Source organism: Pseudomonas sp. AC463 (assembly GCF_979253585.1).
In genome coordinates, this window is record NZ_CEEDDZ010000003.1 from 110,326 (window position 1) to 125,483 (window position 15,158).

The following is a 15,158-nucleotide window of genomic DNA, read 5'->3' on the forward strand; positions in this document are numbered from 1 at the left end:
CTGAGTTTTAAAGGGCGTCGGCTTAGGTGCGCGGTAGAGGAACACTGCTGCCCAGCAAAAACGCACGGTACGCGGACAGTGGTTTGGCGCCGGGTGTCGGATAGAGTGAACGCACAAAGGCCTTGTCCCCCTCCGACAATTCATTGTTGTCATCAATGGCCGTTCCACTGAGCAGTAAATGTTCGGGAAAGCCGTAATGCATGACGGATCGTTGGTCATAGGCGGAGCTGATAACTCCTGTGACGATCGGCGCAAAGTTGCCATCAATAATGGATGGCGAGCTCAACGCTCCCATCGCCTGAATAACCTTGTCCCAATTGAACTCAAGCGTAGCCTGCGGGTGCTGATGCTCATGGTGCAGGCCCAGCGCGTGACCGAATTCATGCAGTACCGTGCCGCCAGTGAACTCATCCAGCCCGTCCTTGAACCCGATTTCCATCGTGGGTTCATTGGCCCCTACGTAGTTTTTCCAATCGGTGCCCAGGTAGGAAAACCCACCCACATGGTCATTGTTTGCCTTGATCCTGATATCACCGTCGTCCTTATCAGTAAATTCCAGTTTCAGATTGATGTGGAGGGCCCATTTATTGATGCTGTCCCGGGTAAATTTTTCTTGTTCCTTGGTCATGCCCATCAGGGAAATCCTGAGTGTCGAAAACTGTGGCCATAGCGCAGCTGTTTCGGCCACTCCACGCTTTTGCCTGGATAGCACTGGTGCAGCGTCGTGTTGCGCTTGGCCAGCGCTATGCTCCGGCACACGGTGAAAGGGCATCACAGGTGGGTGAGTATTTACGCCAGTAATCAAATTCATAACCTCCATGGTTGTTGGGCTTCTTGCCCGATCATCACGTGCCCGCCCATCCAGCCTGCGAACACGTGCTGAACAGTGGCGCCTACCCCATCCGCAGTTCCACGCAAGGTATAACCAGCTTTTTCAAACGCCCACTCGAATCATGTCGAGACCAGATGCAAGTAGAACGCGTGAAACATGAAATACGCACACCCCGCCAGCGCCAACCCCATGCCGCGGTTGAACCAGGTAAACGCCGCCGCCCCACTGATCCGCCGCCCCAGCAAAGCACCGAGCAAGGCGTAGACCCACGGTGCACCCACTGCCCCCAGCCCCAGCAAGGCTGAGACGACAAAAATCGACGCGCCGGTGATATGCGCTGCCGGCAGCATCACGCTGGTGATCGGCAACACCGCCACGATGCCCTTGGGGTTAAGCAACTGGATCACCAGGCCATTCCAGAACGTGAGGGTTTTGCCCGGCGCACCTGAAGACTCTTCCACCACCGTGCGGGCGGTGAACACCTGGTACGCCAGGTACAGCGTGTACACGCCGCCAACCAGCGAGATATACGGCAGCGCCGCCTGGGAAATGATCGCCTCGCCGGTGTAGCCGAACAGCACGAACATCAGCAGCATCGCGCAGCCCACGCCGACGTAGAACCCGCTGGAACGGCGCAGTTTGCCGGTGAGCCCGGCATTCAGGCCCATCAGGTTGACCGGCCCCGGGCTGTACATGACGCTGAAGGCGTAGAGGAAAATGTCCATGGTAAAACCTGCAATTAGAGATCGTGCAGCGAGTCTACGCACGCGCTTGCGGTGCATTCTTGTACGTTTGTGGTTGGTCGTGCTCGGGCCAATACGCGTACTATGCTGAAAACAAACACTCAAATGAGTCCCCATGATCAAAGCCAGTCTGCGTAGTCACCTGACCCTGTGGTTTGCCGGTTTGTCCTTGCTTACGCTGCTGAGCGTGGGGGTTTACGTGGGGCATATCGCCACCGAACAGCGCAAGCAGGCCAGCGGCAATGCGCTGCTGAGTACGGCGCGGTCCACGGCGGCGCTGTTGGCCGTGCAACTGCGCGAGCGTCAGTTGGAAGTGTCGTTGCTGAGCAAGGCGCCGCTCTTTCGCAGGGGCGACCTGGACGCGCCGGACATCCTGACCTTGATGGAACTGCGCACCCAATCGCGCGCCGAATACGCCTGGATGGGCGTGGCCGATGCCGACGGCCGCGTGCGCCAGGCGGTGAACGGTCTGCTGGTGAACCAGTCGGTCAGCCAGCGCCCGTGGTTCCAGGCGGGGATGCATGGCGAGTACACCGGCGATCCCCATGAAGCCGTGTTGCTGGCCAAGTTACTGCCGGGTGCCGCCAATGGCGAACCGTTGCGCTTTATCGACTTCGCCGCGCCGATCCGCAATGCCGAGGGCCAGACCATCGGCGTGCTGGGAGCCCACGCGCACTGGCGGTGGGTCACGCAGATCGTCGATTCGGCGGTGATGCAAAAAGACGCCATTCCCGATATCGAAGCGCTGATTGTCGACTTCGACGGCAAGGTGCTCTACCCCGAGCTGCTCGCCGGCGAGCAGATGGCCAGCGACAAGCTGCTCACGCCCTCCGGCTGGTCGATCGGCAACGGCTACGTGACCGCCTCGGTCGCGGTGCCCAGCCCGTCAAACGCGAAAGTGACCTGGTACATCATGGTCCGCCAGCCGCTGGACGTGGCCCTGCAACCGGCGCGCAGCCTGCTCTATCAATTGCTGATTCTTGGCGTACTCGCCGCCGTGGTGTTTGTGCTGGCCGCGTACTACCTGGCGTCCTCCCTCAGCCGCCCCATCGAGCGCCTGGCCCGGTCGGCCAAACTGGTGCAGAACCAGCAGCCCGGCGCGGTGTTCCCCCAGGAACATTCGGTGTTGGAGATCGCCCAATTGGGCCGTTCCCTCAGCGGCATGACCCAATCGCTGCTGGCCAAGGAACGCCAACTGCAGGACGCCAATGCTTCCCTGGAAGCCACCGTCGCCCAGCGCACCGCCGACCTCACCCAGGCCAACGCCGACCTGCTCAAACTAGCCACCCACGATGCGCTGACCGGCGTCTATAACCGTCGCCGCTTCGATGAAAAACTCGCCGAGAACAGCCTGCTGTTCCAGCGCACCGGACGTACCTTTGCGCTGCTGCTGATCGACGCCGACTACTTCAAGCGCGTCAACGACACCTACGGCCACGCGATTGGCGATGACGTGCTGTGCCAACTCGCGGCGCTGATCGAAAACACCACCCGCGCCACCGACTTTGTCGCGCGTTACGGCGGTGAAGAATTCGCGGTGCTGCTGCCCGAAGTCGAAGAGCCCGACAGCCCCGAAGTGGTCGCCGAAAAAATCCGCGCAGCCGTAGCGGCGGCGGTATTCCCGACCGTAGGCCATGTGACGGTCAGCATCGGCGTAAGCGTCGCCGAACCCTCGGACCGCGACTCCCTGGCACTGCTCAAGCGCGCGGACATGCGCTTGTACGAGGCCAAGGGCGCAGGCCGAAACCGCGTAGCCTGAGCGCCACCCCCTTGTGGCGAGCGAGCTTGCTCGCGCTGGAGTGCGCAGCGCTCCCGCTTTTTCAGGGCCGCTGCACAGCCCAACGGGAGCAAGCGCCCTCGCCACAGGGGAGTGGTTACATCAACGGAATCGAGTAACTCACGAACACCCGGTTCTGATCCTGGTCCCGCGCCACTTCACTGCGCGACACACCGTTGCGCCAGCCGAAGCCGACGTTCTTGAACGTGCCGCTTTGCACCACGTAGTCCAGCGAGATATCCCGCTCCCACTCACTGGCGTCGTTGCCGCTGGCGGTGAGGATGTGGTCGCCCTTCAGGTACATCAGCGACGCCTTGAGCCCCGGCACGCCGAGGGACGCGAAGTCGTAGGCGTACTGCGCAAACGCGGTGCGCTCGCCCGCCTGGATAAAGGTTTGCACGGTACGGTCGGTGTAGAGGTACAGGCTGGCCCCGCCCTCGCCTTTGTTCACCAGGCCGCCCTGGTTGAGTTGGGCAAAGTTGCTGTCGTCCGAGACTTGCTGGTAGCCGGCCGTGATCGCGTGCGGGCCCAGGGAATAGATGAACGCGGCGCTCCAGGTGTTGTTGTCGATTTCGCCGTTGCCGTTCTTGGTATAGCCACCCAGCTTATAGCCCTCGGCGCGGCCGGCGACGCTGCTGTTTTTGCCGTCGGAGCTGGTCTTGAAGTAACGCAGGTCGGTTTTCAGTGAGCCGTATTCGCCCAGCGGCAACACATGGATCAGCCCGGCAAAGTGCTGCTGGTAATAGTCTTCGAGGTTGGCGTAGTAGTACTGCAGCATCAGGTCCTTGGTCACCTGATAGTCCGCACCGGCGTAGTTGAATTTGTTGCTTTCCTGGGTGCCGCCCGCTGCCGCCAAACCGCTGCGGTCACTGGAGCCACGGCCGGTGGTGTGCTGGAGTTGGCCGCCGATCAGGGTCAGGTTGTCGATGTCCTTGCTGGTGATTTGCCCACCCTCGAAGGACTGCGGCAACAGGCGCCCGTCGTTGCTCACCAGGATCGGCAGGTTCGGCCGCAGGTAGCCGTAACGCAGCTCGCTCTTGGCAAAACGCGCCTTGGCCGTCGCACCGCCACGGGCCCAATTGTCGGCGGCCTTGCCGTCGTCATTGGGGATCATCGAGCTGCCCACATGGCGGCCGGCGCCGCTGTCGAGGGTCACGCCGAGCATGCCGATGGCGTCCAGCCCAAAGCCCACGGTGCCGTCGGTAAAGCCCGATTGATAGTTGAGGATAAACGCCTGCCCCCACTCTTCGGTCTTCGACGGCGCAGCGGTGCCGTCGCGGTTATCGTTGTTGAAATAGAAGTTGCGCATGCTCAGGCTGGCTTTGCTGTCACTCAGGAAATCAGCAGACGCCAAGGGGCTCAGGGCCATGCCCAGGCCGCCGGTCAATACGCTTAACACATTCAATGTGGCTTTCATCACAACCTCAGTCAATTAACCCATGAGCGTCATAAAACGGATACGGCCCCGGGTAGCTCCCGAATACGCCGTTGTGGCTGATCAAACCCTGTTGCGCCTCCCAGCGATGCAACAGATAGCCCGCCGGCTCCAGGTTGAAATGCGCGGGCGCCGCTTCTTGCAGGTCCAGCACGATCTGGTGCGAGGTGCCGGGGCACACACAGCTCAAACTGCCGCCGAAACGTCGCTGCATCGGCCGGTGCAAATGGCCGCACAACAGGCGCTCCACTTGCGGGTGGCGGGCCACGACTTTTTCCAGCGCGGCGGCATTGATAAATGGCTCGCGGTCCATATGGCCGATGCCGCTGATAAACGGCGGGTGATGCAGGATCAGCAAGGTCGGCACGTCCGGGCGCAGCGCCAGTTGCGCGTCCAGCCACTGCAACTGGCTGTCGAGCAATTGGCCGCCGTGGCCACCGGGGATGGTCGAGTCCAGACCGATCAGGCGCAGCGGGTGCTCGTCCACCACCCAGTCCAGCGGGCCGTCTGCCGACCGCGGCAAATAGGCGTGATCGCGGAACGCATCAAGCATCGGCCCGCGCGCGTCATGGTTGCCGGGCACCAGGTAGCACGGCATGTGCAGGCGGGCGAGTTCGGGGTGCAGCACGGCGTACTCATCGGCGCGGCCGAAGTCCACCAGGTCACCGCTGACCACCACGATATCGGGCCGTGGCTGGCTGGCGTTCAAGTGGTCGACGGCGCGGCGCAGTGCGCCCAACGTGTCGACAACGCCATAAGTCAGGCGGTCGCCGGCTTTAAGGTGCAGGTCGCTGATCTGCGCGACTAGAAACGGACGGTTCAAAAGTAAATTCTCACGTATTCAGGGTGAACAACATGTGCGGCGCAATCGCCAGGGCAATCGGCGCGCCGACGGCGTATAGCTGGTTGTCGCTGCTGTCGACCAGCAACGGCTGCGGCCCGCCCACCTCCACCAGCAGGCGGCTTTGCGCGCCCTGGAAAAACTGCGCCAGCAGGTGGCCGTGCAAGTGCCCTTCACGCTCCATCACCCGCAGGTGTTCGGGGCGGCAGTAAACGGTGTGCGGCTGGCCGCTTTCATGCCACGGCAGTTCGCCGCCGCACACCTTCAAACCCCGGGCCGAATGCTCAAGCACGGTGAAGGCATTGAGGTTGCCGACAAAGCCTGCGACGAAGGCATTCGCCGGGTTCTGGTAGATCTCCCGCGGGCTGGCCAGTTGGGCAATGCGGCCCTGCTCCATCACCAGGATGCGATCGCCCAGGGCCATGGCTTCACCCTGGTCATGGGTGACGAATACCGAGGTGATGCCGAGGCCTCGCAGCAACTGGTCAAGCTCACTGCGCAGGCGCTCACGCAACTGCGCATCGAGGGCCGCCAACGGCTCATCCAGCAACAGCACTTTGGGACGCGGCGCCAAGGCACGGGCCAGGGCCACGCGCTGGCGCTGGCCGCCGGACAATTCGTGGATGCTGCGCTTGCCGTGCTGCTGAAGGCCCACCAGTTCCAGCAGCTCGTCGCAGCGCTTGTTGCGCTCGGCAGCCGGCACGCCGCGAATCTTCAAGCCGTAGACGATATTGCCGGCCACATCCAGGTTGGGAAACAGCGCGTAGTTCTGGAACACCATGCCCACGTCGCGGCGCTCGATGGGTAGGCGAGTCACGTCCTGATCGCCGAAAAATACCTGGCCGACGTCGGGGCGTTCCAGGCCTGCGATCAAGCGCAAGGTGGTGGTTTTGCCGCAACCGGACGGGCCGAGAATCGCCAGGGTCTCGCCGCCTTCGACGGTCAGGTCCAGGTCATGCACGGCCACGGTGCCGTCGGCGAACGCCTTGCGACAGGCCTTGAGGCGAATAGTGATAGCGGTCATCGACGCTCTCCACGGGACAAACGAGCGCTGATGGCCTGCAACGCAATCAGCAGCGGCACGATCATCAGCAAAAAGATAAGGGTGTAGGCGCTGGCGATTTCCAGGCGCGCCGAGGCGTAGCTGTCGGCCAGGCCGACCGGCAAGGTTTTGGTCATCGGCGTGTGCAGCATCCAGGTCAGGTTGAACTCACCCAGGCTCAGGGTGACGACCATCAACACACCGGCGAGGATCCCCGCGCGGCAGTTAGGCACCACCACGCTGAAAAAGCGTTTGATGGGCCCTGCGCCCAGGCTGGCTGCGGCCTCTTCCAGCACCGGCAAGTGCTGGCGTTGCATCACGGCCATCACCGGGCGCACCAGAAACGGCAAGGTGAACAGCACATGGCCGACCAGGATGAACAACCAACTGCTACGGAACGTGCCGAACTGGCCGTAGGTGAGCAGCAAAGCCAGGGCACTGGCCAGGCCCGGCATGGCCACCGGCAGCACCATCAGTTCCTCGAAGGCGCGGCTGAAGCGGTTGTTCATGCGCACCAGCGCATAGGCCGCCGGCACGCCGATCACACAGACGCACACCGCGCAGGCCACTGCCAGTTGCAGCGACAGCCACACCGTCGGCGAATAGGCCTGCCACACCTGCACTATCCAATCGAAGGTCAAGCCGCTGGACACGCCAACGAAGAAATTGCGCGTCAGCCCGGCCAGCAATGACATCAACACCGGCACCAACATAAAGGCGCACACCAGCAAGGTGAACAGCAGTTGCAGCACAAACAGCGATGAGCGTTTCACAGGACCGTCCCCGAATTTTTCACCAGGCGCCGCGTCAGCAACAACACGGCCCAGGTCACCGCACCGAGCACCACCGACAGCGCGGCGGCCACGGCAAAGTTGGCGTAGTTGGTGAACACGTTGTAGATCGCCACCGGGGTCACGTTCAGGCGCGTGCCCAAGGTAAACGCGGTGCCGAAGGCGCCCATGGACGTGGCAAAACAGATCGCCCCGCACGACGCCAACGCCGGCGCCAGGCCCGGCACGATCACGTCGCACACCACCCGCCAGTGCCCTGCCCCGAGTGAATGCGCGGCTTCTTCCAGGCTGCGGTCGAGGCTTTCGCACGCGGCCATCACCGTGAGAATCACCCGTGGAATCGAGAAGTACAGGTAGCCGACAAACAGCCCGGCCAGCGAGTAGGCGAAGATCCAGCGCTCACCTGCCAGTTGCAGGCCGAGGGACGCCAACAGGCCCTGGCGCCCCGCCAACAGGATCACCAGGAAGCCGACCACCACCCCCGGAAACGCCAGGGGAAACGTCAGCAATGCCACCAAGGCCGAGCGTCCAAAAAAGTGCTGGCGGGCGAGGAACACCCCGCTGATGCCGCCGATCAATAGCGCGACGAGGGTCACTACCACCGCCAGCACCAGGGTTTGCCCCAGGCTGCCCAGGTACTGCGCGCTACTGAGCACCTGCCAGTAGCCGCTGCCGTGGCTGTCGCGGCTCTCGGGGCCGAGCACGATCAAGTGCGCCAGCGGCAACAGCCAGAACGCGAGCAGCACGGCAAACGCCGGGGCCAGGGCCCAGCTTGCGTGTTTGGCCGACGTTGCCACTTACTTGACCTCGTTCAGGTAGCGGGCGGCGAAGGCTTCCTGCACGGCGGCCATTTTTTCGTAGTCCACCACGCCGGCCCGCGCATAGTCGCTGTCGGGCAGGAATTGCGCGGCGACCTCGGCCGGCATTTTCATCGGGCGAACCGGGCGCAGATAGGCCTTGGCCCACAGCGCCTGGCCCTCGTCGGAGAGCACAAAGTCGAGGACTTTTTCGCCATTGGCGCGGTGCGGCGCGTTGGCCACCAGGCTCATCACGTAGGGCACGCTGATGCTGCCTTCCTGCGGGATCACGAAGGCGACGTTGGCGTTGTCTTTATAGCGTGCGCGGTAGGCGTTGAAGTCGTAGTCCACCAGGATCGGCAACTCACCGGACAGCACCCGCGCATACGCAGTTTGTTTGGGCACGATGGGCGCGTTTTTCGCCAGTTTCTGGAAGTAGTCGATGGCCGGGGCGAAGTTGTCGAGGTCGCCGCCCATGGCGCGGTTGATCGCCACCGCCGACACATAGCCGACGAACGCGCTGGAGGGGTCGAGGTAACCCACCATGCCTTTGTATTGCGGCTTGAGCAGGTCGGCCCAGCTTTGCGGCACGGGCAAACCACCGAGGGCGTCGACGTTGACCATGATGCCCAAGGTGCCGGAGTGGATTGCAAACCAATGCCCGGCCGGGTCTTTGAGGCCGGCGGGGATCTGGTCCCAGGCCTTGGGTTTGTAGCCTTCGACCACACCGGCCTTTTGCGCCTGCAGGCCGAAGGTCACGCCGTAATACACTACGTCGGCAACCGGTGCGGCCTTTTCGGCCACCAGTTGCGCCAGGGACTGGCCGGAGTTCTTGTTGTCCAGCGGCACCTGCACGCCGGTGCTGGCGGCGATGGCTTTGAGCTGGGTGCCCCAATCGGCCCAGTCCGGCGGGCAGTTGTAGCAAATTGCAGTGTCGGCGGCCTGGGCCAGGCTGGCCATGCCGCACAGCGCCAGGGCTGCCAGGGTTTTACTGAGTGCGCGCATCAAGGGACTCCTCATGGGGTTGAGTGCTTTCGCCCGGCCGGATATGGCAAGGCAGGCAATGGGAAATCGGGTCGTTGCCGGCGATCTGCGCCAGCAGTTGGTCAATCACCGTGCTGGCGAGCAGCGCAATGGGCTGCACCACGCTGCACAGGGTCGGGTGCATCTGGGTGCCGAGGGCGATGCCGTCAAAGCCCATCACCGAGAGTTGCTCGGGGACGTTCCAGGCGTTGCGGCGCAGTTCGGCGATCAGGCTGATCGCCAGGAAATCGTTGGAGCACACCAGCGCGGTGGGCGCTTGCGGGCCCTGGAGAAACGGTGCGATAGCCGCGAATTCAGCCTGGGTATGGGCGGGCATTTCGATCACCGGGTGGCTGTCCAGACCGTATTCGTGCATGGCATCGCAGTAGCCGGCGTAACGCAGGCGAGCGCGGTCGGACTGCAACGCCGGGCCGGCGACCATGCTGATGCGGCGGTGGCCGGCTTCGAGCAGATAACGGGTGGCCAAGGCCATGCCGGCGCGGTTGTCCACCGACACGGCGCTGTAGTTGGGGTTGCTCGGTTGGTGATAGGCCAGCACGAACGGGGTTTTTTCGCTATTCAGGCTGCTGAGCACGCTGTTGCTTTCGGCATCGGTGACCGTCAGCACCAGGCCGTCGACACGCTGGCGCAGCAGTTCTTCGACCACGATGCATTCGCGCTCGCTGCTGTAGTCGGTGGTCGCCAGCACCAGGCTGTAGCCCCGCGCACGCGCAGCACGCTCCATGGCCTGGAACTGCTCGGCGAATACCGGGTTGAGCAGGTTGGGCACCACCACGCCAATCAACTGGGTGGTTTGCAGGCGCAACTGGCGGCCCAGCAGGTTGGGCCGAAAGCCCAACTCACGGGCGGCGGCGAACACCTGCTCACGGGTGTTCGGACGCACCTGGTCGGGGGAGGCAAAGGCACGGGCGGCGGTCGCACGGGAAACCCCGGCCAGGCGTGCAACGTCTTTCAAGTCAGTCATTGTCACTCGCTTGAGATCGATCTCATTGGCGAGCACAGTAGCGAGCGAATGTGGCAGGAACATGCTGCGCAGATGACGGTTTGATGGCAGTGAAGTGGGCAAATGTGGGAGAGGGCTTGCCCCCGATGAGGGAGTGTCAGTGAACACATCTGTGACTGACACACTGCTATCGGGGGCAAGCCCCCTCCCACATTTGGTTCGGTGTGTAACCAGAGATAGTCATACTCTGTGGCTATTGTTGAAAACCCGGCGCGCAAAATCCGCCCGCTAACCTTTCGATTCGATCCAAGTGCGGGCACAATGCGTGTCCTTTTTTGGCAGGCACCGCCGCAGGCTCTCAAAAATGATCAAAACGCCGTACTACCTCATCGATAAACAGAAGCTTCTGGTCAACATGCAGAAAATTGCTTACGTGCGCGAGCAGTCCGGCGCCAAGGCCCTGCTGGCGCTCAAGTGCTTTGCCACCTGGTCGGTGTTCGACCTGATGCAGGAATACATGGACGGCACCACCTCGTCGTCGCTGTATGAGCTCAAGCTCGGCCGCCAGAAGTTCGAAGGCGAAGCGCACGCCTATAGCGTGGCCTGGGCCGACGATGAAATCGAAGAGATGCTGGATAACTGCGACAAGATCATCTTCAACTCGATCAGCCAGCTGCAGCGTTTTGCCGACCGCAGCGAAGGCAAGACCCGCGGCCTGCGGGTGAACCCCCAGGTGAGCAGCTCCGACTACCTGCTGGCCGACCCTGCGCGCCCGTTCAGCCGTTTGGGCGAATGGGACCCGGTGAAGATCGAAGGCGTGATCGAGCAGATCACAGGTTTCATGTTCCACAACAACTGCGAGAACGGCGACTTCAACCTGTTCGACCAGATGCTCAACACCATCGAAGAACGCTTCGGCGCGCTGCTGCACAAGGTCAACTGGGTCAGCCTCGGCGGCGGCATCCACTTCACCGGTGAAGGCTATGCCATCGACGCCTTCTGCCAGCGCCTCAAGGCGTTCTCGCAGAAGTACGACGTGCAGGTGTACCTGGAACCCGGCGAAGCGGCGATCACCAACAGCGCCTCGCTGGAAGTGACCGTGCTCGACACCCTCTACAACGGCAAGAACCTCGCCGTGGTCGACAGCTCCATCGAAGCCCACCTGCTGGACCTGCTGATCTACCGCCTCAACGCCAAGCTGGCGCCGAGCGCGGGTGAACACACCGTCATGGTGTGCGGCAAATCCTGCCTGGCCGGAGACATCTTCGGCGAGTACCAATTTGATCGTCCGCTGGCCATCGGCGATCGGCTGTCGTTCATCGACACCGCAGGCTACACCATGGTCAAGAAAAACTGGTTCAACGGCCTGAAAATGCCGTCCATCGTAGTGAAACAACTCGACGGTACAGTCGAAGTGGTTCGTGAATTTGGTTACGACGACTACCTGTCCAGCCTTTCGTAAGCTGGCGGATAAAGGAGAGATAAAGCAATTGAAAAAGAACGTTCTTATCATTGGTGCAGGAGGTGTCGCCAAGGTGGTGGCCCACAAGTGCGCGCAGCACAACGACGAACTCGGTCGTATTGCTATCGCGTCGCGCAACATCTCCAAATGCCAGGCCATCATCGACAGCGTCAAGGCCAAGGGTAGCCTCAAGGTTCCCGCCGACATCAAGGCCTTCGCGCTGAACGCCCTGGACGTGGAAGCGACCAAGGCCCTGATCCGCGAGACCGACTCGCAGATCGTCATCAACGTGGGTTCCGCGTTCCTCAACATGTCGGTACTGCGTGCCTGCATCGATACGGGCGTAGCCTACCTCGACACCGCCATCCACGAAGAGCCGGGCAAGGTCTGCGAGACCCCGCCGTGGTACGGCAACTACGAATGGAACCACCTGGAAGAGTGCAAACAGAAGAACATCACCGCCATTCTTGGCGTGGGCTTCGACCCGGGTGTCGTCAACGCGTATGCCGCGCTGGCGCAGCAACAGCATTTCGACCGCATTGATTCGATCGACATTCTCGACGTCAATGCCGGCAGCCATGGCAAATACTTCGCCACCAACTTCGACCCGGAAATCAACTTCCGCGAGTTCACCGGGCAGGTGTGGAGCTGGCAGAACAGCCAGTGGACCAGCAACACCATGTTCGAAGTCAAACGCACCGACGACCTGCCGGTCGTCGGTTCGCAGAACCTCTACCTCACCGGCCACGATGAAGTGCACTCGCTGTCGAAAAACCTCGACGTGCCCAACGTGCGTTTCTGGATGAGCTTCGGCGAACACTACATCAACGTGTTCACCGTGCTGAAAAACCTCGGCCTGCTCTCCGAGAAGCCGGTGACCACCGCCGAAGGCCTGGAAGTCGTGCCGCTTAAACTGGTCAAGGCCGTGCTGCCCGACCCGTCTTCGCTGGCGCCCGGCTACACCGGCAAGACCTGCATCGGTGATCTGGTCAAAGGCACCAAAAATGGCCAGCCACACGAGATGTTCATCTACAACGTGGCCTGCCATGAAGAAGCCTTTGCCGAGACCGACAGCCAGGGCATCTCCTACACCGCCGGCGTACCACCGGTAGCCGCAGCGCTGCTGGTAGCCCGTGGCGAGTGGGATGTGAAACACATGGCCAACGTAGAGGAACTGCCGGCCGAGCCGTTCCTGAAAGCGCTGGACGTGATGGGCCTGCCGACCCGGATCAAGGATGAGCACGGTGATCGTGCGTGGGATGCGATTGCCTGATAGGCGATTGCTGACCAAACAAAAAAATGCGCCCTCAGGGGCGCATTTTTTGTTTGGGCTCACATAACGCTCAAAGAACACTGAAGATCAAAATGTGGGAGGGGGCTTGCCCCCAATGAGGCAGTGTCAGTGATACATCTTAGGCTGACACACTGCAATCGCGGGCAAGCCCCCTCCCACACAGATAGCACTTTGCCCCCAACTCTCGGAGAGTTCCCACGACTGTTTCAGGTTGTCGCTGGGAACTATGCTGACTAACCTCTTCGCCGTCGCTGCCAATTCAGCGACCGGGTTTGACCGTCCGAATTATCAAACGGAGCTTTTTAACTGAAGGGTCTGACCATGATCAATGAAACCACTCGCCGCAACCCTGAACACCACTCCCATAAAACCGAAGAGCGGATTTTCTCCGTGCGCGATAACCTGGGCACGGAAACCTTGCTGGTCAACGCCTCCCAAGACCTGGCATCAATCAGCGACATCGCAACCCACCTCGCCTTTGAAATCGATGGCCCTCAACGCAATGTCGCACTGGGCATCTGTCGCATGATCGACGGTGTGCAGCTGTTAGTGGACAAGGTGCTGGATGAAGCCCATCCGACCGCCTGAACGTAGACGCCATAAAGCGCCTGAGCTATCTTCGGGCGCTTTCTACAGACCGAAACAGGAAGTTACCGTTTGAGCACGTCGTCCCTACTGCGAGGCCGTCCCTTTGCCCTTCTCGCGGGTATCGCCTTTATTGCCGTGGACCAGTTGGTAAAACTGCTGGCGCTGGCTTCCCTACACGCCAACAGCTTCAAATTCGGCTCCAGCCCTTTCAATCTGGCCCTGGAGCTGAGCCTGAACCCTGGTGCATTCCTCAGCCTGGGCGCGGCTTTGCCACCGCAAGTCAAACAGCTGATTTTTATCGTCGGGGTGGCCATCGTGGTTGCCTGGGCGGTGGGGTGGTCGCTTTCCAACTGGAGCCAACCGCTGCGTAAAGTCTTGCCGCTGTACACCATTGCCCTGGGCGGCATCGCCAATTTGATCGACCGCGTTTTTCGCGACGGCCATGTGGTTGATTACATGGTGTTGAACGTTGGCCCCACGCATACGGGCGTGTTCAATATTGCCGATATCGCGATTACTGCGGGGGCCTTGTTCCTGATGTTCGATTTATTCGTAAAGCCGCGTAGAGCCTGATCAGCAAGGGGGTTCAGGCGCTACGCCAACCCCCTCGCCGTTAAAACACCGACCACCCAATCCGCTCACTCAACAACTCCAGCGCCTTCATCCCTGCCAGCGAGTTCCCCGCCGCATTCAACTCCGGCGACCAGACACACACGGTAAACTGCCCAGGCACCACCGCAACAATCCCACCCCCTACCCCGCTCTTGCCCGGCAGACCCACGCGATAGGCAAAATTCCCTGCCTCGTCATACAGCCCGCTGGTGGCCATGATCGAGTTCACCTGCTTGGTCTGTCGCGCGCTCAACACCTGTTCGCCGCTGTGGGCGCTCACGCCCTCGTTGGCGAGGAAGCTGAACGCCCGGGCCAGGTCCAGGCAGCTCATTTGCAGCGCGCAGTAGTTGAAGTAGCTGTGCAGCACCGCGTCGACGTCGTTGTGGAAGTTGCCGAAGGATTTCATCAGGTAGGCCATAGCCGCGTTGCGCGCACCGTGCTGGGCTTCGGAGTCGGCGACCACGCTGTTGACCAGGATCTGTGGGTTGCCCGACAGGCGCCGGACAAAGTCGCGCATCGACAAAATCGGTACGGCAAAGCGCGATTGGTTGATGTCGCAGATCACCAGCGCGCCGGCATTGATGAAGGGATTGCGCGGGCGGCCGCGTTCGAATTCCAGTTGCACCATGGAGTTGAACGGCTGCCCCGAAGGCTCATGGCCCAAGCGCTCCCAGATGGTTTCGCCGCCGTGGTCGATGGCCTGCACCAGGCTGAACACCTTGGAAATGCTCTGCACCGAAAACAGCGTTTCGGCATCCCCGGCGCAGTAGGCGGCGCCGTCGTTGCCGTACACGGCAATGCCCAGTTGGTTGGCGGGTACATCGGCCAGCGCGGGGATGTAGTCGGCGACTTTGCCCTGGCCGATCAGTGGACGAACTTCGTCAAGGATCGCGTCCAGCAGCGCCTGCATGTCTTGTCCTGTCATCGGTCTTTGAATCAGTGGTAAGCGGGGCGCGG

15 protein-coding genes are annotated in these 15,158 nt (G+C 61.6%); 5 read left to right on the plus strand and 10 right to left on the minus strand.

The genetic code is table 11. From position 1 onward, the window contains the following. Positions 1-22: 22 nt before the first annotated feature. Positions 23-634, minus strand: a complete 612-nt coding sequence (locus tag AC0IYH_RS04520; protein WP_163821235.1) for a M12 family metallopeptidase — start codon at positions 632-634, stop codon at positions 23-25. A 317-nt stretch (positions 635-951) separates the two neighbouring features. Next, a complete protein-coding gene (locus tag AC0IYH_RS04525) occupies positions 952-1,557 on the minus strand; it encodes a LysE family transporter (RefSeq protein WP_116628834.1) in 606 nt (201 codons plus the stop codon). Positions 1,558-1,690: 133 nt separating this feature from the next. Between AC0IYH_RS04525 and AC0IYH_RS04530 the strand changes: the two genes are divergently transcribed. After that, on the plus strand, positions 1,691-3,334 hold the full coding sequence (locus AC0IYH_RS04530; RefSeq protein WP_471833079.1) for a sensor domain-containing diguanylate cyclase: 1,644 nt from the start codon (positions 1,691-1,693) through the stop codon (positions 3,332-3,334). Between the two features lie 115 nt (positions 3,335-3,449). Here the strand turns inward: AC0IYH_RS04530 and AC0IYH_RS04535 are convergent, their stop codons facing one another. The 7 genes from AC0IYH_RS04535 to AC0IYH_RS04565 are packed head-to-tail and all read right to left on the minus strand — an operon-like array spanning position 3,450 to position 10,266. Further along, on the minus strand, positions 3,450-4,769 hold the full coding sequence (locus AC0IYH_RS04535; RefSeq protein WP_471833080.1) for an OprD family porin: 1,320 nt from the start codon (positions 4,767-4,769) through the stop codon (positions 3,450-3,452). Positions 4,770-4,776: 7 nt separating this feature from the next. Beyond that, the gene (locus tag AC0IYH_RS04540; protein ID WP_116628831.1) at positions 4,777-5,610 is read right to left on the minus strand and encodes a phosphodiesterase; all 834 of its coding nucleotides are present in this window, start codon (positions 5,608-5,610) and stop codon (positions 4,777-4,779) included. Between the two features lie 10 nt (positions 5,611-5,620). Beyond that, positions 5,621-6,652, minus strand: a complete 1,032-nt coding sequence (locus AC0IYH_RS04545; RefSeq protein WP_471833081.1) for an ABC transporter ATP-binding protein — start codon at positions 6,650-6,652, stop codon at positions 5,621-5,623. Beyond that, entirely contained in the window at positions 6,649-7,443 is a 795-nt protein-coding gene (locus AC0IYH_RS04550; RefSeq protein WP_471833082.1) for an ABC transporter permease, read from the minus strand. The genes AC0IYH_RS04545 and AC0IYH_RS04550 overlap by 4 nt, the downstream gene beginning before the upstream one ends. Further along, positions 7,440-8,258, minus strand: coding sequence for an ABC transporter permease (locus AC0IYH_RS04555; RefSeq protein ID WP_471833083.1), 819 nt, complete (start codon positions 8,256-8,258; stop codon positions 7,440-7,442). Before AC0IYH_RS04555 ends, AC0IYH_RS04550 begins: the two co-directional genes overlap by 4 nt. After that, complete coding sequence (locus AC0IYH_RS04560) at positions 8,259-9,263, minus strand: ABC transporter substrate-binding protein (RefSeq protein WP_116628827.1); 1,005 nt, start codon at positions 9,261-9,263, stop codon at positions 8,259-8,261. Further along, positions 9,247-10,266: a LacI family DNA-binding transcriptional regulator gene (locus AC0IYH_RS04565; RefSeq protein ID WP_471833084.1), complete on the minus strand. Its 1,020-nt coding sequence runs from the start codon at positions 10,264-10,266 to the stop codon at positions 9,247-9,249. The genes AC0IYH_RS04560 and AC0IYH_RS04565 overlap by 17 nt, the downstream gene beginning before the upstream one ends. Positions 10,267-10,609: 343 nt before the next feature. On the opposite strand from AC0IYH_RS04565, the gene AC0IYH_RS04570 reads away from it, so the two are divergent. The 4 genes from AC0IYH_RS04570 (at position 10,610) to AC0IYH_RS04585 (ending at position 14,162) form a co-directional block, all read left to right on the plus strand. Beyond that, positions 10,610-11,707, plus strand: a complete 1,098-nt coding sequence (locus tag AC0IYH_RS04570) for a carboxynorspermidine decarboxylase (protein WP_471833085.1) — start codon at positions 10,610-10,612, stop codon at positions 11,705-11,707. Positions 11,708-11,735: 28 nt separating this feature from the next. Then, positions 11,736-12,980: a saccharopine dehydrogenase family protein gene (locus AC0IYH_RS04575; RefSeq protein WP_471833086.1), complete on the plus strand. Its 1,245-nt coding sequence runs from the start codon at positions 11,736-11,738 to the stop codon at positions 12,978-12,980. Between the two features lie 342 nt (positions 12,981-13,322). Beyond that, positions 13,323-13,589 (plus strand): DUF6124 family protein, encoded by a 267-nt coding sequence (locus AC0IYH_RS04580; protein ID WP_471833087.1) that lies wholly within the window; start codon positions 13,323-13,325, stop codon positions 13,587-13,589. 69 nt (positions 13,590-13,658) lie between these two features. Next, a complete protein-coding gene (locus tag AC0IYH_RS04585; protein WP_471833088.1) occupies positions 13,659-14,162 on the plus strand; it encodes a signal peptidase II in 504 nt (167 codons plus the stop codon). Positions 14,163-14,202: 40 nt separating this feature from the next. On the opposite strand, the gene glsB is transcribed toward AC0IYH_RS04585, so the two are convergent. Further along, positions 14,203-15,111 carry a glutaminase B gene (gene glsB / locus AC0IYH_RS04590; protein WP_116628821.1) on the minus strand — a complete coding sequence of 303 codons (909 nt, stop codon included), beginning with the start codon at positions 15,109-15,111 and terminating at the stop codon, positions 14,203-14,205. Positions 15,112-15,158 lie beyond the last annotated feature (47 nt).